General features: G+C 70.4%; 24 protein-coding genes and 2 tRNA genes. 12 read left to right on the top strand and 14 right to left on the bottom strand.

Annotated features, from left to right (window positions below; all coding sequences use genetic code 11):
- The first annotated feature begins 30 nt into the window (after positions 1–30).
- A tRNA-Gln gene (locus HH310_RS15690) sits at positions 31–102 on the top strand.
- A 92-nt stretch (positions 103–194) separates the two neighbouring features.
- Positions 195–267: transfer RNA gene (locus HH310_RS15685), tRNA-Glu, on the top strand.
- A gap of 138 nt (positions 268–405) precedes the next feature.
- Here the strand turns inward: HH310_RS15685 and HH310_RS15680 are convergent.
- Complete coding sequence (locus HH310_RS15680; protein WP_169176272.1) at positions 406–864, bottom strand: GNAT family N-acetyltransferase; 459 nt, start codon at positions 862–864, stop codon at positions 406–408.
- 21 nt (positions 865–885) lie between these two features.
- Positions 886–1,824 carry a thiamine-phosphate kinase gene (locus tag HH310_RS15675; RefSeq protein WP_312034097.1) on the bottom strand — a complete coding sequence of 313 codons (939 nt, stop codon included), beginning with the start codon at positions 1,822–1,824 and terminating at the stop codon, positions 886–888.
- Between the two features lie 98 nt (positions 1,825–1,922).
- On the opposite strand from HH310_RS15675, the gene HH310_RS15670 reads away from it, so the two are divergent.
- Entirely contained in the window at positions 1,923–2,156 is a 234-nt protein-coding gene (locus tag HH310_RS15670) for an Lrp/AsnC ligand binding domain-containing protein (RefSeq protein WP_169176270.1), read from the top strand.
- 1 nt (position 2,157) lies between these two features.
- Positions 2,158–2,796: a DUF3515 family protein gene (locus HH310_RS15665; protein ID WP_169176269.1), complete on the top strand. Its 639-nt coding sequence runs from the start codon at positions 2,158–2,160 to the stop codon at positions 2,794–2,796.
- A gap of 3 nt (positions 2,797–2,799) precedes the next feature.
- Here the strand turns inward: HH310_RS15665 and HH310_RS15660 are convergent, their stop codons facing one another.
- Complete coding sequence (locus tag HH310_RS15660) at positions 2,800–3,894, bottom strand: D-alanine--D-alanine ligase family protein (protein WP_312034095.1); 1,095 nt, start codon at positions 3,892–3,894, stop codon at positions 2,800–2,802.
- Between the two features lie 133 nt (positions 3,895–4,027).
- On the opposite strand from HH310_RS15660, the gene HH310_RS15655 reads away from it, so the two are divergent.
- On the top strand, positions 4,028–4,516 hold the full coding sequence (locus HH310_RS15655) for a hypothetical protein (protein ID WP_211192166.1): 489 nt from the start codon (positions 4,028–4,030) through the stop codon (positions 4,514–4,516).
- Positions 4,517–5,340: 824 nt separating this feature from the next.
- Here HH310_RS15655 and HH310_RS15650 read toward each other — a convergent pair.
- Genes HH310_RS15650 through HH310_RS15640 form a run of 3 tightly spaced genes read right to left on the bottom strand, consistent with a single transcriptional unit; the run spans position 5,341 to position 7,243 of the window.
- Positions 5,341–6,021, bottom strand: coding sequence for a hypothetical protein (locus HH310_RS15650; protein ID WP_169176267.1), 681 nt, complete (start codon positions 6,019–6,021; stop codon positions 5,341–5,343).
- Complete coding sequence (locus HH310_RS15645; protein WP_169176266.1) at positions 6,018–6,893, bottom strand: ABC transporter ATP-binding protein; 876 nt, start codon at positions 6,891–6,893, stop codon at positions 6,018–6,020. The genes HH310_RS15650 and HH310_RS15645 overlap by 4 nt, the downstream gene beginning before the upstream one ends.
- Positions 6,890–7,243, bottom strand: a complete 354-nt coding sequence (locus HH310_RS15640; RefSeq protein WP_169176265.1) for a GntR family transcriptional regulator — start codon at positions 7,241–7,243, stop codon at positions 6,890–6,892. Before HH310_RS15640 ends, HH310_RS15645 begins: the two co-directional genes overlap by 4 nt.
- A gap of 153 nt (positions 7,244–7,396) precedes the next feature.
- On the opposite strand from HH310_RS15640, the gene HH310_RS15635 reads away from it, so the two are divergent.
- Positions 7,397–7,966 carry a DUF4232 domain-containing protein gene (locus HH310_RS15635; protein ID WP_169176264.1) on the top strand — a complete coding sequence of 190 codons (570 nt, stop codon included), beginning with the start codon at positions 7,397–7,399 and terminating at the stop codon, positions 7,964–7,966.
- Between the two features lie 4 nt (positions 7,967–7,970).
- On the opposite strand, the gene HH310_RS15630 is transcribed toward HH310_RS15635, so the two are convergent.
- From HH310_RS15630 to HH310_RS15615, 4 genes are read right to left on the bottom strand one after another with little or no spacing between them, the layout of a single operon-like run.
- A complete protein-coding gene (locus HH310_RS15630) occupies positions 7,971–8,327 on the bottom strand; it encodes a hypothetical protein (RefSeq protein ID WP_169176263.1) in 357 nt (118 codons plus the stop codon).
- Positions 8,324–9,430, bottom strand: a complete 1,107-nt coding sequence (locus tag HH310_RS15625) for a cystathionine gamma-lyase (RefSeq protein WP_169176262.1) — start codon at positions 9,428–9,430, stop codon at positions 8,324–8,326. The genes HH310_RS15630 and HH310_RS15625 overlap by 4 nt, the downstream gene beginning before the upstream one ends.
- Complete coding sequence (locus tag HH310_RS15620) at positions 9,427–10,422, bottom strand: NAD(P)H-dependent glycerol-3-phosphate dehydrogenase (protein ID WP_169176261.1); 996 nt, start codon at positions 10,420–10,422, stop codon at positions 9,427–9,429. The genes HH310_RS15625 and HH310_RS15620 overlap by 4 nt, the downstream gene beginning before the upstream one ends.
- Positions 10,419–11,114, bottom strand: a complete 696-nt coding sequence (locus HH310_RS15615) for a 1-acyl-sn-glycerol-3-phosphate acyltransferase (RefSeq protein ID WP_169176345.1) — start codon at positions 11,112–11,114, stop codon at positions 10,419–10,421. The genes HH310_RS15620 and HH310_RS15615 overlap by 4 nt, the downstream gene beginning before the upstream one ends.
- A 164-nt stretch (positions 11,115–11,278) precedes the next feature.
- Between HH310_RS15615 and cofC the strand changes: the two genes are divergently transcribed.
- From cofC to HH310_RS15595, 4 genes are read left to right on the top strand one after another with little or no spacing between them, the layout of a single operon-like run.
- Positions 11,279–11,929, top strand: coding sequence for a 2-phospho-L-lactate guanylyltransferase (gene cofC / locus HH310_RS15610; protein ID WP_169176260.1), 651 nt, complete (start codon positions 11,279–11,281; stop codon positions 11,927–11,929).
- Between the two features lie 32 nt (positions 11,930–11,961).
- On the top strand, positions 11,962–12,159 hold the full coding sequence (locus tag HH310_RS15605; protein ID WP_169176259.1) for a cold-shock protein: 198 nt from the start codon (positions 11,962–11,964) through the stop codon (positions 12,157–12,159).
- A 55-nt stretch (positions 12,160–12,214) separates the two neighbouring features.
- The gene (locus HH310_RS15600) at positions 12,215–14,494 is read left to right on the top strand and encodes an RNA degradosome polyphosphate kinase (protein ID WP_169176258.1); all 2,280 of its coding nucleotides are present in this window, start codon (positions 12,215–12,217) and stop codon (positions 14,492–14,494) included.
- Entirely contained in the window at positions 14,494–15,372 is an 879-nt protein-coding gene (locus tag HH310_RS15595; RefSeq protein ID WP_169176257.1) for an NUDIX hydrolase, read from the top strand. Before HH310_RS15600 ends, HH310_RS15595 begins: the two co-directional genes overlap by 1 nt.
- On the opposite strand, the gene HH310_RS15590 is transcribed toward HH310_RS15595, so the two are convergent.
- The 4 genes from HH310_RS15590 to leuC all read right to left on the bottom strand — a co-directional run bounded on the left by HH310_RS15590 (position 15,329) and on the right by leuC (position 18,916).
- Complete coding sequence (locus tag HH310_RS15590) at positions 15,329–15,763, bottom strand: hypothetical protein (protein WP_169176256.1); 435 nt, start codon at positions 15,761–15,763, stop codon at positions 15,329–15,331. The two genes, HH310_RS15595 and HH310_RS15590, sit on opposite strands and share 44 nt — an antisense overlap.
- A gap of 114 nt (positions 15,764–15,877) precedes the next feature.
- A complete protein-coding gene (locus HH310_RS15585) occupies positions 15,878–16,606 on the bottom strand; it encodes an HU family DNA-binding protein (RefSeq protein WP_169176255.1) in 729 nt (242 codons plus the stop codon).
- A gap of 260 nt (positions 16,607–16,866) precedes the next feature.
- On the bottom strand, positions 16,867–17,454 hold the full coding sequence (gene leuD / locus HH310_RS15580; RefSeq protein WP_169176254.1) for a 3-isopropylmalate dehydratase small subunit: 588 nt from the start codon (positions 17,452–17,454) through the stop codon (positions 16,867–16,869).
- 16 nt (positions 17,455–17,470) lie between these two features.
- Positions 17,471–18,916, bottom strand: a complete 1,446-nt coding sequence (gene leuC / locus HH310_RS15575; protein ID WP_169176253.1) for a 3-isopropylmalate dehydratase large subunit — start codon at positions 18,914–18,916, stop codon at positions 17,471–17,473.
- Between the two features lie 49 nt (positions 18,917–18,965).
- Here leuC and HH310_RS15570 point away from each other — a divergent pair, with 49 nt between their 5' ends.
- Complete coding sequence (locus tag HH310_RS15570; protein ID WP_169176344.1) at positions 18,966–19,652, top strand: IclR family transcriptional regulator; 687 nt, start codon at positions 18,966–18,968, stop codon at positions 19,650–19,652.
- A 32-nt stretch (positions 19,653–19,684) separates the two neighbouring features.
- Positions 19,685–22,396 carry a LuxR family transcriptional regulator gene (locus HH310_RS15565; protein WP_211192165.1) on the top strand — a complete coding sequence of 904 codons (2,712 nt, stop codon included), beginning with the start codon at positions 19,685–19,687 and terminating at the stop codon, positions 22,394–22,396.
- The last annotated feature ends 43 nt before the right edge of the window (positions 22,397–22,439 follow it).

Below are 22,439 nucleotides of genomic sequence, written 5' to 3'. Positions count from 1 at the left end.
TTCTCTCTCGGCACGGGAAACCGAGCCAAATGGGGTATGGGGTAATTGGCAGCCCAACTGGTTCTGGTCCAGTTAGTCTAGGTTCGAGTCCTGGTACCCCAGCGCTGGCACTCCCGCGAAGGAGGGCGGCGCTGGACTTCTGATAGAGTTCGGCCCGTCGCTGACGCGGAAGCGCAAGCAGCAAAGCAGGTCCTGGCCCCGTCGTCTAGCGGCCTAGGACGCCGCCCTCTCAAGGCGGTAGCGAGGGTTCGAATCCCTTCGGGGCTACACAGCGTGAAACGGCTCGCATCGAGAGATGCGGGCCTTTTGCGTTCCCGGGGGGCGGCCGCGTGGCCGGGCCCCCGAGGACGGTCGAATGTGGACCCGAGCCCGCCCGGGCCGTCGTGCTACACCGCGCCGGGCGCGCTACAGCGCCTTCGCGAAGGAGAGGACACCCTCCTCGCCCGCGTAGTAGCCGAAGTCCTCGATGCGGGTGTAGCCGGTCGCCTCGTACAGGGCGATCGCCTCCGGCTGGCGGTCGCCGGTCTCCAGGATCACCCGCGCGCAGCCCGCCTCGCGCGCCGACTCCTCGATCCCGGTGAGCAGGCGGCGCGCCAAGCCCCGCCCGCGTGCCGCCCGCACCGTGAACATCCGCTTCAGTTCGGCGTCCGAGCCGTGCCGGCGCCAGCCCGCGCAGCCCAGTAACCGCTCGCCGTCGTCCACGACGAAGAACATCCCGTTCGGCGGTGTGAAGTCCGTCTCACCGATCGGGGTGTCGTCGCCGGTGCCGCCGTATCGCTCCGACAGCTCGGCCAGCAGCTCGGTGACCAGCGACCGCACCACGGGCTCGGACAGATCGGCTTGACGGATCTTAATTTCGCTCACAAACAGCAAATCTAACGAGCGTCAGCGAAAGTGGTCCCAGCCGGTGCCCCCGGTCCAGGGCCTACGGTCGACGGTCACCCCGGTGCCCTCGTGCACCGAGCCGATCACCCGCCAGCCGTCCGGCAACGTGGCCGACGGCGGGAACGTGGCGGCGAGCGCGTGGTCGTCCCCGCCACCGAGCAGCCACTGCAACGGGTCGACCCCGAGCGCGGTGGCCGCGTCCCGCATCTGGTCCGGCACCTCGAACGCCTCGGTCCGCACGTCGATCCCGACCACGCCGGCGACGGCGATATGGCCGAGATCCTGCAGCAGGCCGTCCGAGACGTCGATCATCGCGGTGGCGCCGGCCCGGGCGGCGGCAGGACCCGCCGCATACGGAACGACAGGTCGCCGGTACGCCTCGACCAGCGACTTCGGCGTTCGGAAGCCGCGCGACAGCACCGTGTATCCGGCCGCCGCGTGACCCGTGCGGCCCGCCAGTGCCAGCACATCGCCGGGCTGTGCGCCGCCGCGTACGACCGGGGGTTGTCCTTGCAGATCGCCCAAGGCGGTCACCGCGATCGTCAGCGTCGGGCTCGACGACATGTCGCCGCCCACCACGCTCGCCTCGACCAGCCCCGCCTCGGCGGAGAGGCCGTCGGCCAGTTCCTCGGCCCAGGCGACCGGCAGATCGGTCGGCGCGCACAGCGCCACCAGCAGCGCCGTCGGCACCGCACCCATCGCCGCGATGTCCGCCAGATTGGCCGCCGCCGCGCGGTGACCGACGTCCGCCGCGCTCGACCAGTCGCGGCGGAAATGTCGTCCCTCCACGAGCACGTCGGTCGACGCCACCACTCGTTGATCAGGGGCGGCCACTATCGCGGCGTCGTCGCCCGGCCCGAGCAGGGTCGACCGCCCGGTCTTCAGTCGCGCGACGACCCGGGTGATGAGCCCGAACTCACCGGCCTCGGCAATGCTCACGTGCGCGGCCTTTCGTTTAGTTCGCGTCCCGCTGTCGAACGGATTCATACGGTAGTTTCACGTTTCGAGTTACGGCGGACGTGGATTGGAGTCGGATCGTGGTCCAGGCATACATCCTGATCCAAACAGAGGTCGGAAAGGCGCATGACGTGGCCGCCTCGATCGGCAAAATCCCCGGTGTCGTGCGGGTGGACGCGGTGACCGGGCCCTACGACGTCGTGGTTCTGGCCGAGGCGCACACCGTGGACGACCTCGGCAGCCTCATTGTGAGCAAAGTCCAGTACGTGCAGGGCATCATGCGGACCCTGACCTGCTCCGTGGTAAATCTCTGACATGCCAGACGTGGAGACCACACCGGCGGAAAAGGCCGAAAAGCCGGATCCGTCGATGCGCGGTGCCGCCCTGTGGGCCGCCGTGATCGCCGTACCGGTCGCGATTGCCGTGTGTCTCCTGATTTTCTTCAACGTCCGGCCGTCCGACCCGACCCCGGAGGCGAAGGCGTCCGCTCCGGTGGCCGTGCCGACCACGCCCGTTCAGATGGCCGCGCCCAAGCTGACCGCGCGGGCCGCCCAGGCGTGCCTGGCGCTCACCTCGCAGCTCCCGATGAAGGTGCGCGATCTACCGGCCCGCAAGGTGAGTTCCGGCCCCGAGCAGAACGCCGCGTACGGCCAGCCGCCGATCGCCGTCTCGTGTGGCGTGCCCCAGCCGACCCTGTGCGAGCGGGTCGACGGGGGACACGCGGGCTGCGTGCCGCTGGACGCCACGATGCTGAAGATGAACGGCGTCTGCTGGTACGGCGTCCCCGGTACGGCGACCGACGTGTTCACCACGATGGACCGCGAGATCGCCGTACGGGTGAACGTGCCGAGCAGCTACAACCAGACGGCCCAGTGGGCGAACGAGTTCTCCGACACGGTGGTCAAGACGGTGCTGTCCAAGACCACCGGCGTCCCGACGGGCTGCAACCAGTAGGGGCTAGTGCAGGCCCGTGCCGCGCCGCAGTGCCGTACGGATGAGGCGGTCGACGACCTTCGGGTATTCCAGGCCGGTGGCCGCCCACATCAACGGGAACATCGACGTCGGCGTCATGCCCGGCATCGTGTTGATCTCGTTGAGGTAGACCTGGTGATCGGCGGTGACGAAGAAGTCGACGCGGGCCAGACCGGCGCAGTCGAGCGCCGTGAAGGTGCGCCGCGCGTACTCCTGGATCTGCTGGGTGACCTCGGCGGGCAGGTCGGCCGGGATGTCGTAGCGGCCGCCCTCCAGGTACTTCGCCTCGAAGTCGTACCACTCGTGCTCGTCGACGTGGATCTCGGCGAGCAGCGACGCCTCGGGCGCGCCCCCGGCCTCGCCCTCGAGCACGCCGCACTCGATCTCACGGCCCACGATCGCGGCCTCGACCAGCACCTTCGGGTCGATCTTCCGGGCCGCGGCGACCGCCTCGTCGAGCCGGCTCCAGTCGGTGACCTTGGTGATGCCGAACGACGAACCGGCCCGCGACGGCTTCACGAACACCGGCAGGCCCAGCCGCTCCTTGTCGGCCTCGGACAGCGAGACACCGGCGCGCAGCACCGCCCATGGCCCGACCGGGATGCCCTCGACCGCGGCGAGCTTCTTGGTGAACTCCTTGTCCATCGCGGCGGCGGAGGCGAAGACGTTCGCACCCACGTACGGGATTCCGGCCATTTCCAGCATGCCCTGGATGGTGCCGTCCTCGCCGTACGCCCCGTGCAGCACCGGGAAGACCACGTCGACGCCGGCCAGCGTGGAGGCGCCCGCGGACGGGTCCCGCACGATCAGCTCGGTCGCCGTCGGGTCGGGGGCGAGCACGACCGCGCTGCCGCTGGACGCCGTGATCTCCGGCAGCCGGCGCTCGCTGATCGCCAGTTGCGCCGGATCCTCGCCCGCCAGCACCCATCGGCCCTCGCGTGTGATGCCGACCGGGACCACCTCGTACTGGTCGGGGTCGAGCGCGCGCAGGATGCTCCCGGCACTCACCACCGAGATGGCGTGCTCGCTGCTGCGACCGCCGAACACGATCGCCACGCGGGTTTTCCGAGGGGTCGTCACTTTCTTGGGCCTCTCAGTAGCGGGTTTGCCGGGGGAGACCCTACTCTGCGTTAGCCGCATGTGGGACGACCGAGCCATGTGCGGGATTCACCGGGCCCAGCCGCCGCCACGGTACAAGGGGACAGCGACATTCATGAGACCAGCACTGCACGTCATCGCCGGGCCCGGTCCCGGTCAGCTGGCCACCATCGCGCATCCGCGCTCCGAGCCGTGGCCGGCCGAAAATCTGGCCGCTCTCGCCCGCAGCGGAGTGCAGGTGCTGGTTTCGGCGCTCACCAGCGCCGAGCAACACCAGCTGGGCTTCGGCGGTACGGCGGAGGCCGCGGCCGCGGTCGGCGTGGAGTTCGTGCCGTTCCCCGTGGCGGACGGCGGAATTCCCCGGGAGGAGGCGGCCAAGGCGATCGCGCTGGCCCGCCGCCTCGCCACCTATGTCCGCTCCGGCCGCTTCGTGGTGACCCAGTCGTTCGGTGGCGTGGGCCGCTCGACGTTGCTGGCCTGCACGACCTTGGTGATGCTGGGCATCGCCCCGGGCGACGCGATCCGACGTGTCATGAAAAATCCGAACATGTCAATCACCAGCGACTGGCTCTTCGACTTCGCCGCCGCCCACCCGGTCGCGTAGACGCCCGCCGCGCGCGACCGGGCAGCGCCCGTTCCGCGCCTTCACTGCGCCGCGCCGCGCCCTCTCCACGCGCCCTCACCGAATCGGCCACGCGCATATCCGACATATCCGGTGACCGGGGTCGAACCGTGGGCAGCCCGGGTCGCAGGGGCGGCGACGTGCGATATCCCGCGCCCACCGCCCCGAGCTGAGCGCTGAGGGGTTCACGGCCGCTGCTCCCGGCCGCTTCGCGCGCGATGTTGGTCGAGTGACGCGCGGCGATCCCATTCCGCGGTACTCGCGCCCGCATCCTGAGACCGGCGACCACGTTCTGGACGCAGTGTCCGCATAGCGAGACGGCCGTCCATTGTAGAGCGTGTGTTTGCCCAGTAATACGTCTTTTGCCCGGCAGGCTTTCCCGGCCAGATGTGAACCTTGATGGAGAGTTATGGCTCGTATGTGCGCGTACGGAATTAACTCGGCGTGTTGCTGATTTCGGCCATTCGATCTGCTAAGGCAGCTTCGTTACCTGCGCGTTCGCCAAGCCTGGACGTCTTCACTGGACAGATAACTTCCGACAAAGCCGCTGGTCAGCCAGCCGCCATGGGATAAATCGGTACAAAACGCGAAACTACGAGTTATTTTTTCGCAGGCCCTATGTGGGCGTAACTATCCAAGGTTCACGGAAAGCCCACGATGTGGCGCCGATGTTCACACAGTGGGAACGCTCGCCCCGCCACCGATCGGCGCGAGATCATGGCGATCTAGCGGTCCCGGGTTGCGTATCGGGGCCGGCCGCAGTGGTCCCAACCGGGCCGCGGACAAGGGCGCGCTGGATCGGGACGTCAGCCGGCCGTCCGGCGAATCGGCACATCGGACATCAACCGCAGGAACGCGACCGCCGCCACCCCGCTGATCGCCAGCGAGCCCAGCAACGCAAGCACGTACGGCCCTTGATGCGTGACATGCCCGTTCCCGTTGATTCGTAGCAGGTAATCGCCCACCACCACCGGCACCGCCCCGAGCACCATCACCCCCACCCCGATCCAGGTCCGGAACCGATAGAACCCGACCGCGATCACCGCCCCGCTCAGCGGATAGGCGATCAACCCGGGCAGCGCGTGCCCGAAATCGCTGAGCATCTGGCTGGCCGTGGCGACCGGATAGTTCGAGCCGCGCTGGTCGAGCAGCCCCATCACGTAACTCTCCAGCCCGTGCCCGAGCGCCAGCACCGCGGCCCACCCGACGGCCAGGGCCAGCATGAACCGTGCCGCGCCCCGGACGAACTCGCGCCGCGTCACGCCGTTGGACACGAACACCTTCAGCTGCAGCGCCACCAGCACGGTGCCGACGACCAGCAGCCACCAGCGCACGCCGGTGCCGGTGAACAGCAGCCAGGTGCTGTAGTTCAGCTTGCCGTTGACGGCGGCGATCACCAGCGCGGCCACCTCGAGCGCCACGACGACGCCGGAGAAGCCGATGATGAACGGGCGGTAGAAGCGGAACAGGGCTTGGCCGGCGCTCATCGGGATGCCTCCTGCGACGACGAGGTGAGGTGGACGAAGAGGTCCTGGATGCTGAGCGGGCCGAAGGTCAGGCCGGCCGCCTCGCCGCCGGACTGCTCGGACGGCGAGAGCCGGGTGTCGAGGGTGACCGCCCGGACGCCGCCCAGGCGCTGCTCGCCGAGCACGAGCCGGTCGCCGACGAACGCGTCCACCGCTGCCGACGGCCCGGTCACGGTGACCCCGCGCCCGCGCAGCGCCTCGGCCTCCTCGTGCATGAGGACCCGGCCGCGATCCAGGATGATCACTCGCTCGAACAGGTCGGCGGCCTCGTCGATGAGGTGCGTGGACAGCAGGATCGTGCGCGGGTACGCCAGATAGTCGGCGAGCAGCTCGCGGTAGAAGTTTGTCCGCGCCACCGCGTCCATGCCGAGATACGACTCGTCCAGGATGGTCAGTGGTGCCCTCGCCGCCAGGCCGAGGACCACACCGAGCGCCGACTTCTGCCCGCGCGAGAGCGACGACACCGTCTTGCGGCTCGGCAGCTGAAACAGATCCAACAGCTTTTCCGCGTACGCCTCATCCCAGCCCGAGCGCAGCCACCCGGCGAAGCGCAGCACCCGGGACACGCGGTCGCTGTCGTTCACGTCGAGGGTGTCGCGCACGAACGCCGTACGGTGCATGACCTGCGGATTTTCGAAGGCCTCGACGCCGTCCACCAGAATCGTGCCGGACGTCGGCCGCCGGTACGAGGCCAGTGCGCTGAGCAGGCTGGTCTTGCCCGAGCCGTTGCGGCCGAGCAGGCCGTAGATCTTGCCGGTCGGCAGTTCGAGATCGACGTTGTCGACCGCGACCGTGCTGCCGTACCGGACGGTGACGCCACGCAGCTCGATCATCGCTGCGCTCCCAAGTGCTGCACGATCTCGTCCACGTCGATGCCGATCCGGCGCGCCTCGGTGAGCATCGGCTCCACCACCTCGGTGAAGAACCGCTGCCGGCGCTCGGAGCGCAGCTTCTCGCGCGCGTCCGGGCTGACGAACATGCCGATCCCACGCTTCTTGTAGAGGACGCCCTCGTCGACGAGCTGGGCGAAACCCTTGGCCGCGGTCGCCGGGTTGATCTGGTAGAAGGCCGCGTACTGGTTGGTGGACATGACCTGGTCGTCCTCCTTGAGGGCGCCGCTCAGGATGTCGTTCTTGATCCCGTCGGCGATCTGCAGATAGATCGGGCTGCGGTCGTTGAACACCGAGCCTCCCTAGTTCTGCGGTTCGTTACTCATGTAATGAACCATAGGGGCAGGGAACCGGAAAGCACAAGGCGTGTCGGCTATCGGCCAGTGACGATCGCTTGGCACGATCTCGCGAGGTGTGATCCGTCGGCCGGGGGAAACCTCAGACACATGAAGCGCATCGCAGTTCTCCTGATCCCGGCCACGGTCCTCGCCCTCGCCGCGTGCACGCACACCGTGCGCCCGACCGCCGCGGCCACGACTACGACGACTCCTACGAGTACCGCGAGCAGCCCCACCGAAAGCCCGGGCCGCTGTCACACCGCGGACCTGTCGCTCACGCTGGGACGTGGGAGCGCCGCCGCCGGAACCCAGCACCAGTTCCTGGTCTTCACCAACAAATCCGGCCAACCCTGCACGCTCTACGGCTATCCCGGCGTCTCCTGGGTCGCCGGCGACCAGGGCACGCAGGTCAACGACCCGTTCCAGCGCATCGACCCGGACCACCGCACGCATCTGACGCTCGCGCCCGGTCAGCAGGCCAACGCCGTCCTGGTCACGCACACCGCGGAGAACTATCCGGCGGCGACGTGCAAGCCGGTCCCGGTACGGGGTTTCCGCGTCTACCCGCCCGACGAGACCGCGGCGGTGTTCGTCGCGCAGGCCTCGACCGCCTGCTCGGTCCACGGCGTGGGGCTGGCTCAGGTGCAGCCGCTGACCGCCGGCCCCGGAAGCGAGTGACGAATCAGGCGGCGAAGGACTGCGGCAGCGCGCCTTCGTCCCAGAGACGGTCCAGGTGGGCGAGGAAGCCCACCAGACTGCCTTCCAGTTCCCGCCGCTCGGCCGCGCTGAGCACGGCGAGCGGGTCGGAGAAGACCAGCCCCGCCGGGTGCTTGGCGCGGGTGCCGACGAACTTGCGGCACGCCGAGCACCACACGTAACTGACCAGCGTGGGCCGGCGGGCATTCTCCGGCGCATTCACGTACGCCCGGAGGCTGCGCTCGCCGCAGGCGGGGCACACTCGTTCGCCCGGCGCCGCGAAGAAGCTTTCCCCGACGGTCAGCGCGGCGACCTCGTCACCGGAGAAACTTCCCCAGCTCACGCCTCGTCCAGGGCCGCGGTCAGGTCGGCCAGCAGATCCGCGGTGTCCTCGATGCCGCAGGACAGGCGCACGAAACCGTCCGACGTGTCGTCGCCCCACTGGGCCCGCCGGTCGGCCGACGTGTGCACCCCGCCGAACGACGTCGCCGCGAACACCAGCGCCGTCGCCTGCAGGAAACGCGCCACCCGCCCGGCGTCGCCCAGATCGAACGACACCACCCCGGGGATGCGCCGCATCTGCTTACTGGCCACCGTGTACGACGGGTCGGACTCGAGCCCCGGCCAGCGCACCCCGGTCACGTCCGCCCGGGACGCCAGCAGCGCGGCCACCGCGGCCGCGTTCGCCGTCTGCCGGGCCAGCCGCAGGTCGAGCGTGGCCAGCGACCGGTGCGCCAGCCACGAGTCGAACGCGCCCGGCACCGCGCCGGTCTGCTTACGCCACGTCTCCACCTTTTCGAAGACCGCGTCGTCGTTGGTCGCCACGTACCCGAGCAGGATGTCCGAGTGGCCGGTCAGCGCTTTCGTCCCGGAGGCCACCACCACGTCGGCGCCCAGCGCCAGCGGGTTCTGCCCGAGCGGCGTCGCGGTGGTGTTGTCCACCGCGACCAGGGCTCCGGCGGCGTGCGCCAGGGCCGCGACCGAGGCGATGTCACAGACGTCCAGTCCGGGATTGGCCGGCGTCTCGAGCAACACGAGGCGTACCCCGGAGAAGTCGGGATAGGGCCCGGCGGTCGGCACCAGCATCGTTTGGACGCCGAGGTTGCGCAACGTGCCCTCGGCGAACGCGCGGACCGCGAAGTAGCCGTCCGAGGGCAGCGCCACCGTGTCGCCGGTGTGCAGCACCGCGAGCAGCAGCGCGGTGATCGCCGCCTGCCCGCTGGCGAAGACCAGTGCCGGGCCACCCTCCAGCTCGTCGATCGCCGCCTCCAGCGAGCGCCGGGTCGGGTGCTCGGTGCGGGCGTAGCCGTTCTCGCCGGGCCCGGTCACCGGGTCCAGGTGGTAGGGCGCCGCGAACACCGGGCCGGGCAGGAACGGCTCGCCCACCTCCGGTTCGGGCAGGCCGGCGTGCACCACGCGGGTGCCGTCCGAGTACGACGAGGTCATTCCGGTTTCATCTCCCGGCCCATCAGCAGTTTCACGGCGATCTGCGGGTCCACGCCTTCGTGGCACACCCGTTCGACCTGCTCCACAATCGGCATCTCGACGTCGTGCGCGCGCGCCAGGTCGCGGATCGACAGACAGCTCTTCACGCCCTCGGCGGTCTGCCGGGTGGCGCGCTGCGCCTGTTCCAGGCTCTCGCCGCGGCCCAGGTGCTCCCCGAACGTACGGTTGCGGGCCAGCGGCGACGAGCAGGACGCGACCAGATCACCCAGACCGGCGAGGCCGGCGAAGGTCAGCGGGTCGGCGCCGAGCGCCACGCCGAGCCGGGCCGTCTCGGCCAGCCCGCGCGTGATCAGTGAGGCCTTGGTGTTGTCGCCCATGCCCATCGCGGCGGCCATGCCGTACGCCAGCGCGATCACGTTCTTCACCGCGCCGCCCAGTTCGCAGCCGACGACGTCGCTGCTGGTGTACGGCCGGAAGTAGGGCAACGCCAGCGCGTGCTGCACCCACCTGGCGCGCTCGTCGTCCAGGCAGGCCACCACGGTCGCGGTGGGCTGGCCCTCGGCGATCTCGGGAGCCAGGTTCGGGCCGGAGACGACCACGACCCGTTCCGGCTCGACGTGCGCGGTCTCGGTGATGACCTCGCTCATCCGCTTGGTCGTGCCGAGCTCGATGCCCTTCATCAGCGAGACGATCGTGGCGTCCGGGCGGAAGTGGCCGGCCCAGTCGGCGAGGTTGCCGCGCAGCGTCTGCGACGGCACGGCGATGGCCACCAGGTCGGCACCGTCGGTCGCGGCGGCCAGATCGCTGGTCCCGGTCACCGACTCGGGCAACCGGATGCCGGGCAGCGAGCCGCTGTTCGTACGCCGCTCGCGGATCTCGGTGGTGACCGGCTCGCGGCGGCCCCAGATGCTCACCTTCGCGCCGGCCTCGCCGAGGACTTTGGCGAACGCGGTGCCCCAGGCGCCGGAGCCGATGACGGCGGCGCGGATCATCCGGCATCCTCCCCGGACGTGGGCGCGGCCGCGGTTCCCGGCCGGTCGAAGAGGGTGGCCGGCGGCTGTTCGTGCCGGAGCTCGCCGACCAGGGCGCTGATCGACCGCATGATCTTGTCGGTCATCGCCTCCAGCACCTGGCGGCTCGGGGTCGCGCCGGCCCACTCGCTGAGGTCGATCGCCGGGCCGCTGGTGACCTGCACAGGCGTACGCAAGCGGAGTTTGAGTTTGCTGGTGCGCGGGTCGAAGACCTGTTGCGCGCCCCAGTTCGCCAGCGGCACCACCGGAGCGCCGGTGAGCAGCGCCAGCCGGGCCGCACCGGTCTTGCCGCGCATCGGCCACAGGTCGGGCTGCTTGGTGGTGGTGCCCTCCGGGTAGATCACCACGACGCCGCCCTGGGTGACCGCGTCGACCAGGGTGTCCAGCGACTTCACCGCCTCCACGCTGCCGCGTTCCACCGGGATCTGCAGCGTCTTGTTCAGCAGCGGGCCGACCACCGGCACCCGCCACAGACTCGCCTTGCCGAGGAACCGGGGCCACCGGTCGGCGTTGTACAGATAGTGCGCCACGACCAGCGGGTCGAAATGCGACACGTGGTTCGGCACGATGATCACACCGCCGGTGCGCGGGATGTTCGCCATGCCGGTCCAGGTGCGCTTGGTCCAGAGCCGTAGTGGGGGAAGCACCAGCATCGCGGCGGATCGCTGCCAGAAACTGAGCCCGCGCTGCACGGTGCCTCCTGCCCTCGGTGGCGGCGTGTCCCCGCCGCCGGAAAACCTTCGGACGAAATCATGCCTGCTCCGGCTGGGCGGGACCAGGCAGGGGGTCGAACGCGGCTGCTGGCAAACTTGGCTAGATGGTGCGGGAGTGGACGGCTGTGATACCCGTCAAGACGCTGAGTGCGGCGAAGAGCCGGTTACGCGGTGCGGTGCCGCCGGCACGGCACGCCGATCTCGCGCTCGCGATGCTGCGGGACACCGCGACCGCCGTGCTGGCCGCCGAGGCGGTCGCCGCGCTCCTCGTGGTCACCGACGATCCGCTGGTCAGCGCGGTGGTGAGCGAGCTGGGCGGGCGGGCCGTGCCGGACCGCCCGGCCGCCGATCTGAACGCGGCGATGCGCTACGGCGCCGACGAGGTGGCCGGGCCGGACGGGTTCCGCGCGGTGCTGGCCGGCGACCTGCCCGCGCTGCGCCCCGCCGAGCTCGACGGGGCACTGGCCGCCGCGGCCGGCCGGCGCGCGTTCGTGGCCGACGCGGCGGGCACCGGCACCGTGCTGCTGACCGTTCCGCCCGCCGAGATGCTCGACCCGCGGTTCGGTCCCGGATCGGCCCGGGCGCACGAGTTATCCGGGGCCCGGCCGCTCGACGGAGCCTGGCCGGGCCTGCGGCAGGACGTCGACACGCCCGCCGATTTGGCCGCCGTGCTGGCGCTGGGGACGGGCGCGTACACCGGGGCGTTGCTTCGTGACGACGGACTCACCGTGTCATTCGTCTCAGCCGCCGGATAAGCCCAGGTACGAGGCGGAGTAGCGTCCTGGGCATGCAGGGGACGATCGCGACCTTCGACCCGAACACCCGTAGCGGGACAATTCTGCTGGATGACGGCACCGAACTGGCCTACGACGCGGTCGCCTTCGATGCCTCCGGGCTGCGCCGGTTGCGGTCCGGCCAGCGGGTCGACATCGACGCGGAACCGGGCGTTGGTGTCCGCAAGGTGAGATTTCCGGGAATCTCCTGAGTCGATCTCCGCTCTGCTCGTTTCACGTTCCGCTTCCAGCGGCAATGATGGAGCGATGCAGACCTCGCCTCGGATTCCCGACACCCGCCGGCGTGGCCCGAACGGCCGCTTTCTCCCGCGCGCGGGAGAAAGCTATGACGAGGCCCTGGAGATAGAGGCAGAGGTGGCCGAGGAAACCGCGCCGCCGACCCCGGCGCCCGAGGAGGCGATCTCGCTGCAGAACGCGATCGCGTCCGATCTCGTCGCGGCCGACGACGATGACGAGCCGATCGAGCTGCCCGAGGACCGCTTCCTGAACCGGGAGCTCTCCTGGCTCGACTTCAACTCGCGCGTGTTGTCGCTGGCCGAGGACCCGGCAACCCCGCTGCTGGAACGCGCCAAGTTCCTGGCCATCTTCGCCTCGAACCTCGACGAGTTCTACATGGTCCGGGTGGCCGGGCTGAAGCGGCGGCTCAGCGCCGGGCTGCCGATGCGCGGCGGCGACCGCGTCTCGCTGCGCAACCAGCTCCAGATGATCGCCGAGCGGACCGCCGACCTGGTGACCCGGCAGGCCGCCGCTTTCGCCGAGGAGGTCCGGCCGAAGCTGTCCGCCGAGGGCATCGAGCTGGTCGTCTGGGACGACCTGGACGCGAGCGAGCGCGAGCGCCTGCGTACGTACTTCCGCGAGCAGGTGTTCCCGGTGCTGACCCCGCTGGCGGTCGACCCGGCGCACCCGTTCCCGTACATCTCGAGCCGTTCGCTCAACCTGGCGGTGGCGCTGCGCGGCGACGAGACCGGCTCCGAGCTGTTCGCCCGGATCAAGGTGCCGAACAACGTGCCGCGCTTCGTGGCCGTGCAGAACGACAGCCGCAGCGTGCGTTTCCTGCCGGTCGAGGAGCTCATCGCGGTGCACCTCGACCAGTTGTTCCCGGGCATGCAGATCCTGGAGTGGCACCTGTTCCGGGTGACCCGCAACGCCGAGGTGGAGGTCGACGAGGACCGCGACGAGGACCTGTTGCAGGCGCTCGAACGCGAGCTGGCGCAGCGCCGGTTCGGCCCGCCGGTCCGGCTCGAGGTGGCCGCCTCGATCAGCGACCACGTGCTCGACCTGCTCGCCCGCGAGCTGGACATGGACAGCCAGGACGTGCAGCGGGTGCCCGGCCTGCTCGACCTGTCGGCGCTGTGGCAGGTGTTCGGCGAGGCCGACCGCGACGATTTAAAAGACCGCCCGTTCGTCCCGGCGACCCATCCGCAGCTGGCCGACGGGGAGGTGCCGCGCAGCGTCTTCAACCGGCTGCGTGACGGCGACATCCTCGTGCACCACCCGTACCACTCGTTCTCGACCAGCGTGCAGCGGTTCATCGAGCAGGCCGCCGCCGACCCGAACGTGCTGGCCATCAAGCAGACGCTGTACCGCACCTCGGGCGACTCGCCGATCGTGGACGCGCTGGTCGACGCCGCCGCGGCCGGCAAGCAGGTGGTGGTGCTGGTCGAGGTGAAGGCACGGTTCGACGAGGTCGCCAACATCGCCTGGGCGCGCACGCTGGAGCGGGCCGGCTGCCACGTGGTCTACGGCCTGGTCGGTCTCAAGACGCACTGCAAGACCGCTTTGGTGGTACGCCAGGAGGGCAACCAGATCCGGCGCTACTGCCACATCGGCACCGGCAACTACCACCCCAAGACCGCTCGCCTGTACGAGGATTTCGGCATGCTCACCGCCGATCCGGAGGTGGGCGCCGACGTCACCGATCTGTTCAACGTCCTCACCGGGTACAGCCGGCAGCGGTCCTACCGGCGGCTGCTGGTCGCCCCGCACGGGGTGCGCCGCGGCCTGATCGAGCGGATCGAGGAGCAGGCGCGGATCGCCCGCGAGGGCGGCAAGGCGCTCGTCCAGATCAAGGTGAACTCGCTGGTCGACGAGGAGTCGATCGACGCGCTGTACCGCGCCTCGCAGGACGGCGTGCAGGTCGACCTGGTCATCCGCGGCATGTGCGCGCTGCGTCCGGGCGTTGCGGGGCTGTCCGAGACGATCCGGGTCCGTTCGATCGTCGGCCGTTTCCTGGAACACTCGCGGGTCTTCCGGTTCGGCGTCGGCGACGACGCCGAGTACTGGATCGGCTCGGCCGACCTGATGCACCGCAACCTGGACCGCCGGGTCGAGGCGCTGGTGCGGGTGACCGCGGCGTCCGCCCGCGACGACCTGCGTCAGGTGCTGGAGCTGGCGATGAGCGATGAGACGGACGGCTGGGACCTGTCCGGCGACGGCACCTGGAGCCGCCGGACGTTCACGCCGTCCGAACCCCGCGCGCATCTGCAGGAGGCCTTACTGCGCCGCACCATCGGCAAGGCGGTCTGATGCCGGTGCCGATTCGCGCCGCGGGTGGTGTGCTGTGCCGCCCGGGTCGCGACGGTCTCGAGGTGTGCGTCGTGCACCGGCCCCGATACCAGGACTGGAGCCTGCCGAAGGGCAAGCTGGACCACGGCGAGCACCCGCTGGCCGGCGCGGTCCGCGAGGTGCGCGAGGAGACCGGCTTCCACGGGGTGCCGCGGATGCGGTTGCGGACCGTCGAATACCTGCTGCCCGACGGGACGCCGAAGTCGGTCGAGTTCTGGCTGATGGCGGTGACCGGCGAGGGTCCGGTCGAGGACGCCGACGAGGTCGACGAGGTGCGCTGGCTGTCGCTGGCCGAGGCGCTGCCGAAGCTGACCTACCCGGACGACCGCGCGCTCATCGAGCAGGTCGCCAAGATGCCGGCGGTCACCGCGGTGGCCGTGCTGGTACGCCACGCGCACGCCGGCGAACGCAAGAAGTGGACCGGCAACGACGCGCTGCGCCCGATCGACCCGGTCGGTCTGGCCGAGGCCGAGCGGATCGCCGCGCTGGGCGTGCTGTTCCAGCCGCAGCGGCTGATCTCGGCCACCCCGTTACGGTGCAAGCAGACCCTGGAACCGCTGGCCGGCGCGCTGCAACTGCCGATCGTGCTGGACGGCGCGTTCGCCGAGCCGCCGCTGGCCGAGGACGCCCCGGCCAAGGCGAAGGTGGCCGCGCAGCGGATGCTCGACCTGCGGTCCGGCGGCGGCCTCGCGGTGGTGTGCAGTCAGGGCAAGATGATCCCGGACATGCTGGCGACGTTGCGGGACGAGGGCGACCCCGCGCCGTACAAGACACCCAAGGGCGGCGGCTGGGTGCTCACCTGGAGCGGTGACCGTCTGATAGGCCTGTCCCGGCTCTGAGCGTCTCCGTGCGGCCCGCGACCGGTGGGTCGCTACGCCAGAGTCCCAGAAGCTCTCCGGTGAGCCAGCGGGCCCGCCACAGCTCGTCGCGGCGCGGTTCCCAGTCCCGGTAGGGCAGCAGGGCCACCCGCCAGCACAGGACACACGTCAGATACCAGCCGTAGAGCGGGATCAGGCCGAGCCAGCCGTCACGTGGACGGTACGAACCCCGGGGGGCCAGCACCCGCACGGCGAGGGCCGTCCCGGCGCCGGTGACCACCCAGTCCAGCAGACCGGAACCGGTCCACCGCTCGGTCAGGCCGCCCAGCACCCAGCCGGGGACCACGCCGAGGACGAACAGCAGTGCGGCGATCAGCGACCGGCTGACCAGTCCCCGCGGCGACCTCTGCATGCCCGGACCGTAGGCCGCGCGGCCGTTTCCGCGCCGGAACACACGAAAGGCGTCCACCTTACGGGTGGACGCCTTTCGCCGACGCGTTCGCCGGCCGATGCCGGCGACCGGGGGTCAGCGAGCGGTGCGCTTGGTCGCGCGGGCGCGCGCCGGGGTCGCGGCCGCCGCCGTCGTGGACTTGCGTGCCGTGGTCTTCTTCGCCGCGGCCGTCTTCGCCGGCGCCGCCTTGGTCGCCGTCGTCTTCTTTGCCGCGGCGCTCTTCGTCGCGGTCTTGGCCGGCGCCGCCTTGGTCGCCGTCGTCTTCTTCGCCGCCGTGCTCTTGGCCGCCGTGGCCTTGGTCGCGGTGGTCTTGGTGGCCTTGGTGGCTGTCGTCCTCTTCGACGCAGCCGTCTTGGCCGGCGCCGCCTTGGTGGCGGTCTTCTTGGCGGCCGTCCTGGTGGCCGCGGCGGTCTTCGCCGGAGCCGCCTTGGTGGCGGTCGTCTTCTTCGCCGCGGTCGCTCGCGTGGCCGTCGCCTTTGTGGCGGTGGCCTTCGCAGCCGTCTTCTTCGCCGGGGCCGCCTTGGCGACCTTTCCGCTGGCGACCATCTCCCGGAAGCTGGTTCCGGGCTTGAAGGCGGGCACCGATGTTTTCTTCACTTTCACCGGTTCGCCGGTTCGCGGATTCCGCGCGGTGCGCGCATTGCGCGCCCGCTTCTCGAAGACGCCGAAGCCGGTGACTGCAACCCGGTCGCCCTTGGTGACAGCGTTCTGCACCTCGTCGATGACCGCCTCCAGCGCTGCTGCCGCCGTCTTACGGTCACCCAGCCGGGCAGCGAGCGCCTCGATGAGCTCGGCCTTGTTCACGGTATTCCTCCCGTACGTGAGAACTGATGCTTGTTCAACGACTCACCTCGAGCTTCGCTCGCGGTAAGTCGTTCGTCAGGGTCTCCTCTGTCGTGAACAAGCATCATTGGCCCAATGCGAGCCATTCTGCGCGCACGGTATGCCCTCTGACCAGCGGACACAAACATTCGTGGCAAAAAACCCGTTGTGTTGCAACGAATTCGCCCCCACCGGGGAACCGATGGGGGCGAAAATCTGGGCCGCTGCAAGCAAATCCGGCCTCAGGCGACCACTGGTTTGAAGTGAGAGCGATGTTGCTCATACTCGGTGATGGTGTTCTCGTGGCGGAGTGTCAGTCCGATGTCGTCGAGGCCTTCCATCAGGCGCCAGCGGCTGAATTCGTCGATCGGGAAGGTCCAGACGGCGTCGTCCACGCGCACCTGACGCTCGCCGAGATCGACCATGATCTCCTTTTCCGGCTCGCTTTCGGCTAACTCCCAGATAGCTTCGACGGCTTTTTGATCGAGCTGTACCGGGAGCAGACCTTCCTTGAGGGCATTGCCGCGGAAGATGTCGCCGAAGCGGGCCGCGATGACGACCTTGAAACCCCAGTCGCGCAGCGCCCAGACCGCGTGCTGGCGCGAGGATCCGGTGCCGAAGTTGGGTCCGGCGACGAGGATCGTGGCGCCGCCGTAGGACGGATTGTTCAGCACGAAGCCGGGGTCTTCGCGCCAGGCGCGGAACAGTCCGTCCTCGAATCCGGTCCGGGTGACACGCTTCAAATAGACGGCCGGGATGATCTGGTCGGTGTCCACATCAGAACGGCGCAGCGGCATGACCTTGCCGCGGTGGGTCACGAATTTGTCCATGGCTGTTCTCCCGGGCTCACAGGTCGGCGGGGGCGGCCAGCCGGCCGGCCACCGCGGTGGCGGCGGCGACCTGCGGCGAGACCAGGTGGGTACGCCCGCCCTTGCCCTGCCGGCCCTCGAAATTGCGGTTGGAGGTGGAGGCGGCGCGCTCGCCCGCGCTGAGCGTGTCCGGGTTCATGCCCAGGCACATGGAACAGCCGGCGAACCGCCACTCGGCGCCCGCGTCCGCGAAAATCTTGTCCAGGCCCTCGGCCTCGGCAGCCTCACGCACCTTGTACGACCCCGGGACCACCAGCATGCGGACCCCGTCGTGCACCCGGCGGCCCTGGATCACCTCGGCGGCGGCGCGCAGGTCCTCCAGCCGCCCGTTGGTGCACGAACCCACGAACACCACGTCGACCGGCACCTCCCGGAACGGCGTGCCGGGCCGCAGCGCCATGTATTCCAGCGCGTGCCGGGCCGCGTTGCGGTCGGTCTCCTCGATGAACTCCTCCGGATCGGGCACCACACCGTTGAGCGGCGCACCCTGACCCGGGTTGGTGCCCCAGGTGATGAACGGGCTGATCGCCGACGCGTCCAGGAAGATCTCGGTGTCGAACTCGGCGTCCTCGTCGGTCGCCAGCGTCTTCCAATACGCCACCGCGGCGTCCCACTGCTCGCCGGCCGGGGCGTGCTCGCGCCCGCGCAGATACTCGAACGTGGTCTCGTCCGGCGCGATCATGCCGGCCTTGGCGCCCCATTCGATACTCATGTTGCAGATGGTCATCCGGCCCTCCATGGAGAGCCCGCGGATGGCCTCGCCGCGGTACTCGACGATGTGGCCGTTGCCGCCGCCGGTACCGGCCTGCGCGATGAGGGCGAGGATCAGATCCTTCGCGGTGACGCCCGGGCGCAGCTCGCCGGTGACCGTCACGGCCATCGTCTTCGGCTTCGTCTGCGGCAGCGTCTGGGTGGCGAGCACGTGCTCGACCTCGCTGGTGCCGATGCCGAACGCCAGCGCACCGAACGCGCCGTGCGTCGAGGTGTGCGAGTCGCCGCAGACGATTGTCAGACCGGGCTGGGTGAGGCCGAGCTGCGGGCCGATCACGTGCACGATGCCCTGGTTGACGTCGCCGAGCGAGCGGATCGGGATACCGAACTCGGCGCAGTTCTTGCGCAGCGTCTCGATCTGCGTACGGGACACCGTGTCGGCGATGGTGAACAGCTCACCGCGCCGGGTGTTGAACGACGGATCGGCGTACCCGGTGGGGGTGTTGTGGTCCTCGGTCGCGAGGGTGAGATCGGTGCGCCGCACCCGCCGACCGGCTAAGCGCAGACCGTCGAACGCCTGCGGACTGGTCACCTCGTGCAGCAGGTGAAGGTCGATGAAGAGCAAGTCCGGCTCGCCCTCGGCCGCGCGGACGACGTGGTCGTCCCAGACCTTTTCCGCCAAAGTCCTTGGCTTCGGAGTGGCTCCCACCATCTGGACATCCTAAAGTTTGGGAGGTAAGTTTCGTTCTGTGGGACACAGTATGAGTGGTGTCGGCGTTCTCGACAAGGCGATCGTGATCCTGGCGGCGGCCGTCGACGGCGCCAGTCTGGCCGAGCTCGTGGAGCGGACGAAGCTGCCGCGGGCGACCGCACATCGCCTGGCCCAGGCCTTGGAGATGCACCGGATGCTGGTCCGAGACACGCAGGGCCGGTGGCGTCCGGGCCCGCGTCTGGGCGAGCTGGCGAACTCCGCACCGGACGTTTTGTTGTCCGCCGCGGAGCCGTTGCTGTCCGCATTGCGGGACGCGACGGGGGAGAGCGCGCAACTTTACTTGCGCCGCGCGGACGAACGAATCTGTGTCGCCGGCGCCGAACGCGCGAGCGGTCTGCGCGACACCGTTCCGGTCGGCACGGTGCTGCCGATGACCGCCGGATCGGCAGCCCAGATCCTGCTCGCGTGGGAGCCGCCCGAGGCGATCATGCCGCTGCTGCCCCGCTGCAAGTTCACCGGCCGCACACTGGCCGAGGTGCGCCGGCGCGGCTGGGCGCAGAGCGTCGCCGAGCGGGAGGCGGGCGTCGCCAGCGTCTCCGCGCCGATCCGCGACCGCACCGGCCGCGTCGTCGCGGCGATCTCCATCAGCGGACCGATCGAGCGGCTCGGCCGCCGCCCCGGCGAGCGCCACGCCATGGCCGTGGTGCGGGCGGGTCAACGCCTTTCGGGCCTGTAAGTCCGCCCCTCCTGCTGGATAGGGTGCGCCCTATGCGGCTCTTCGGGCGGGACGCGGAATGCGCCACGCTGGACGCATTGATCGCGGCCACGCGTGCCGGGCGCAGCGCCGGCCTGGTGCTGCGCGGCGAGGCCGGCGTCGGAAAGACGGCTCTCCTGCGGTACGCGGCGAGCCGCTCGCCCGGAACGCTGTGGATCGCCGGCATCGAGTCCGAGGCCGGTTTCCCGTTCGCGGCGCTGCACCGATTACTGGTGCCGCTGCTCGATCGCCGCGACCGGTTGCCCGCCACCCAGCGCGCCGCCCTGGAAGTCGCCTGCGGCCTCGCCGACGGCCCACCGGCCGACCTCTATCTGGTCAGCCTCGCCGCCCTCACGCTGATCGCCGAGGCGCCGAGGCTCTGCGTGGCCGACGACGCCCAGTGGCTGGACCGTGAGTCGTTGCGGGCGCTCGCCTTCGTCGGCCGCCGGTTGCACGCCGAGGGCGTCGTGCTGCTGTTCGGACTGCGCGCCGAGGACGACGATCCGGGCCTGCTCGCCGGTCTCGACATCCGCGACATCGGCGGCCTGGCCCCGGCGGACGCGGCGGCGCTGCTCACCGAGATCGTGGACGGTGGCGTCGACCCGGCGCTGGCCGAGCACATCGCGCGCGCCACCGGCGGCAACCCGCTGGCCCTCACCGATCTGGGCCGCGAGCTGACTCGCGAACAGCTCAGCGGAACCACCCCGCTGCCCGACCCGGCACCGATCGGCAGCCGGCTCGAGGCCCACTATTCGGCCCGGATCCACGGCTACCCACCGGCGACCCGGACGTGGTTGCTGCTCGCGGCGGCGAACGCCGGCGGAACCGGCGCGCACCTGACGGCGGCCGCGGCCCTGCTCGGCGCGACCCTGGCGGATGCCGCACCCGCCGAGAACGACGCGCTGATCGACGGATGGCCACCGCTGACGTTCCGCCATCCGCTGGTGCGCTCGGCCGTCTACGGCGGCGCGACCGCGTCCGAGCGTCGTGCCGCCCATCGGGCCCTCGCCTCGGTGACCACCGCCGAGTCCGACGCCGATCGGCGGGCCTGGCATCGCGCCGCGGCCGCGGCGGGCCCGGACGAGACGGTCGCGGGCGAACTGGAACGCCGCGCGGACCGGGCCGGCGCGCGCGGCGGGCACACCGCACGAGCCACCTTTCTCACCCGCGCCGCCGAGCTCACCCCGGATCCGGCCGTCCGCGCGGCCCGCCAGGTCGGTGCCGCCGGTGCCGCGTTGCTGGCCGGTGCGCCGGGCCGGGCGCTGACGTTGCTGGACGCCGCGGACGAACGGCGGCTGAGCCCCGCGGATCGCGGCGCCGCGTTGCTGACCCGGTCGAACGCCGCCGTGACCAGCGGTGTTCCGGCCGCGAACCGGGACGCGCCGGCCATGTGCCTGGCCGCCGCCGAGGCGTTCGGCGATGACCGTGAACGGGCGCGTGCTGCCGTCCTGCAAGCGATCGAGCACGTCATCTCGGCCGAACATCTCGCCCGCACCGGCGAACCGGAGATCGCCGCCGCGGCCGGACTGCTCGCCGGCGACGACCTCGCCGGTCTGATGCTGGCCGCCTACACGGCATTCACCACCGGTGGCTACGCGACCGGCGCGCCCGCGATCCACCGGGCGATCGCGGCGTTCACCGACGCGTCCACGCCCGACGACTTTCTGCTGAGCCGCGTCGTCGTCGGCGTCAACTTTTGCCAGCTGGTCTGGGACGACCATGGCAAGCAACTGATCCTGGACCGGGCCGAGGCGGCGGCCCGGCGCAGTGGTGCCCTGCACGCCCTCGACCTCATCCACTTTCTCGGCACGATGACCGAGGCGATCCTCGGCCGCCTCGATCGCGCGGACCGCCACGACCAGGTCGGGCAGCGGCTGCGCAAGGCCATCGGCATCACCGCCGAGCAGGAACTCGTGTGGCGGCACCCGGAACTGGTCACGTGGCGCGCGCCGGACGGGGTCCGCGCCTCGGTCGGGCAGGCGATCGGGGTCTACGGCATGCTGCATCTCGGCGGCATGCAGCAGGTGACCCGGATCGGCCTGGCCGGACTGGACATCGCGGACGGCGATTACCAGGCGGCGCAACGCGGCCTGCTTCCGCTGGTCGAGTTCGGCAATCCCCGCCGGTACGCCTGGGCCCTGCCGGACCTGGTGGAAAGCTCGCTACGCGCGGGCGACCGGCGCACCGCGGCCCTCGCGCTGGACGACCTCGCGCACGCGGCCGGGCACAGTGGCACCCCGCGAGCGAAAGGTCTGCTGGAACGGTCCACGGCCTTGCTCGCCACCGCGGACGAGGCGGAGGCGCACTATCGGCTCGCCGTCGAGCACTTGTCCGGCACGCCCGCGCACGGCGATCTGGCCCGGGCGCATCTCGTCTACGGGGAATGGTTGCGACGCCGGCGACGCCGGGGCGACGCCCGCGCGCAGCTGGCCGTCGCGCTGGCGATGTTCGAGGAGGTGCGGGCGCACGCCTTCGCCGCACGCGCCCGGCGGGAACTGCGCGTTCTCGGCGCGGACGTCGCTGTCCGCGTACGCAAGGAAAACGCCACGGACCTGACGCCGCAGGAGGCGGCCGTGGCGCGACTGGCTCGCGACGGCGGGACGAACGCGGAGATCGCGGCGCATCTTTATCTCAGCGCGAGCACCGTGGATTACCACCTGCGCAAGGTTTTCCGGAAGCTCGGGGTGCGATCGCGGCGGCAGTTGCGCGGGACGTTGCACGACTGACTACGCGTGGCACGTGATTCGCGGTTGGTCGCGCTCCCACCAC

Source organism: Actinoplanes sp. TBRC 11911 (assembly GCF_012933445.1).
In the GTDB taxonomy this organism is placed as follows: domain Bacteria; phylum Actinomycetota; class Actinomycetes; order Mycobacteriales; family Micromonosporaceae; genus Actinoplanes.
The sequence above is the reverse complement of the archived record's forward strand: the minus strand, read 5'-3'. Positions and strand labels throughout refer to the sequence as shown.

Excerpts from the sequence above, each read along its gene's own strand:
- HH310_RS15655 (WP_211192166.1), top strand. The coding sequence starts at position 4,028 with ATGAGACCAGCACTGCACGTCATCGCCGGGCCCGGTCCCGGTCAGCTG.
- leuC (WP_169176253.1), bottom strand. The coding sequence starts at position 18,916 with ATGGTGGGAGCCACTCCGAAGCCAAGGACTTTGGCGGAAAAGGTCTGG.
- cofC (WP_169176260.1), top strand. The coding sequence starts at position 11,279 with ATGGTGCGGGAGTGGACGGCTGTGATACCCGTCAAGACGCTGAGTGCG.
- HH310_RS15625 (WP_169176262.1), bottom strand. The coding sequence starts at position 9,430 with ATGACCTCGTCGTACTCGGACGGCACCCGCGTGGTGCACGCCGGCCTG.
- HH310_RS15605 (WP_169176259.1), top strand. The coding sequence starts at position 11,962 with ATGCAGGGGACGATCGCGACCTTCGACCCGAACACCCGTAGCGGGACA.
- HH310_RS15590 (WP_169176256.1), bottom strand. The coding sequence starts at position 15,763 with ATGCAGAGGTCGCCGCGGGGACTGGTCAGCCGGTCGCTGATCGCCGCA.
- HH310_RS15565 (WP_211192165.1), top strand. The coding sequence starts at position 19,685 with ATGCGGCTCTTCGGGCGGGACGCGGAATGCGCCACGCTGGACGCATTG.
- HH310_RS15645 (WP_169176266.1), bottom strand. The coding sequence starts at position 6,893 with ATGATCGAGCTGCGTGGCGTCACCGTCCGGTACGGCAGCACGGTCGCG.
- HH310_RS15635 (WP_169176264.1), top strand. The coding sequence starts at position 7,397 with ATGAAGCGCATCGCAGTTCTCCTGATCCCGGCCACGGTCCTCGCCCTC.
- leuD (WP_169176254.1), bottom strand. The coding sequence starts at position 17,454 with ATGGACAAATTCGTGACCCACCGCGGCAAGGTCATGCCGCTGCGCCGT.
- HH310_RS15665 (WP_169176269.1), top strand. The coding sequence starts at position 2,158 with ATGCCAGACGTGGAGACCACACCGGCGGAAAAGGCCGAAAAGCCGGAT.
- HH310_RS15650 (WP_169176267.1), bottom strand. The coding sequence starts at position 6,021 with ATGAGCGCCGGCCAAGCCCTGTTCCGCTTCTACCGCCCGTTCATCATC.
- HH310_RS15570 (WP_169176344.1), top strand. The coding sequence starts at position 18,966 with ATGAGTGGTGTCGGCGTTCTCGACAAGGCGATCGTGATCCTGGCGGCG.
- HH310_RS15615 (WP_169176345.1), bottom strand. The coding sequence starts at position 11,114 with ATGCTGGTGCTTCCCCCACTACGGCTCTGGACCAAGCGCACCTGGACC.
- HH310_RS15600 (WP_169176258.1), top strand. The coding sequence starts at position 12,215 with ATGCAGACCTCGCCTCGGATTCCCGACACCCGCCGGCGTGGCCCGAAC.
- HH310_RS15595 (WP_169176257.1), top strand. The coding sequence starts at position 14,494 with ATGCCGGTGCCGATTCGCGCCGCGGGTGGTGTGCTGTGCCGCCCGGGT.
- HH310_RS15620 (WP_169176261.1), bottom strand. The coding sequence starts at position 10,422 with ATGATCCGCGCCGCCGTCATCGGCTCCGGCGCCTGGGGCACCGCGTTC.